This is a genomic window from Vibrio sp. 378 (genome assembly GCF_033339435.1).
The window spans coordinates 1-872 of the sequence record NZ_JAWOUO010000286.1 but is presented as its reverse complement, the minus strand read 5'-3'; the positions used below and the strand labels follow the sequence as shown (position 1 = coordinate 872).

Sequence of the window (872 nt, the reverse complement as noted above, 5' to 3'; positions counted from 1 at the left end):
CAGTGCCGCTTTAACAGAAAAACGTTTGAAAGCGGTCGTGGGCATTACGCCAGTCAATGTGGGACGCTTATTCCGTGAAGGATTCAGCTTGTACAACCCAAATGGCACGCTGGAAGCAATGGCGGCACAGCGTACCGCTGAAGCTCGCGGCGGAGAATTACAAGTCAACGAACTTCTTCCACCAAGCCTAGAGTTTGCCAAAGAAAATGGCTTAACTGAGCGCGATGTGTTTGAGGCGACTGACTACTATAAAACGCCTCGCGGACAGACTGAAGGCGGAGCCACGCGCATGTTGTTTTCTCATGCTCAGAAAACCCTAAGTTGGGATGCTTTTGCCTTCACTGAAACCTTATTAACTCAACCAGTGATGACCGTGATTGGTCAAAAAGTGGGAGCGTTTGGCGCTTATCGTGATGGTCAGGAGGTTTATGGTCGAGCTGTCGCATCAAAGGATCGCCAACTAGTTGATCTAGAAAACTGGTCTCACTATGAGTTGTATGACCATCCTCAAGCAGTTGGCATGGCAATGGAGAAAGTCGCGCCCTTCTTGGATAAGCATTTGAAGTAATCTGAAATCAAGAGTGCCACCAAACCGGTCGCACTCTTTCTTCTCTGTTATTCCTATTTCTCAGTTAATAGCCATAGGTCAGTGACTATGTTTCGATGGACGCTCATCGTTCTATTTATATTGTTCGTATTTTTGATGGTGGTTGCTCTCGTCGTTACTCAAATCGAAAACTCACAATACCGCAAGCACAAACAAAAGCAGCAACATCTGCAGCGCTCGTTAACCGGCGAGTCTAAAAGCGCAATCGTCGTTTTCTCTCGCTCAGGAAATACCGCTACTCTGTCCGAGCATATTGCCAACAAAA

General features: G+C 47.0%; 2 pseudogenes. Both read left to right on the top strand.

The window, feature by feature from the left end:
* Nucleotides 1–568, top strand: a pseudogene (locus R7Q48_RS25750) (alpha/beta hydrolase); the annotation flags it as partial.
* A gap of 87 nt (nt 569–655) precedes the next feature.
* Nucleotides 656–872, top strand: a pseudogene (locus R7Q48_RS25745) (hypothetical protein); the annotation flags it as partial.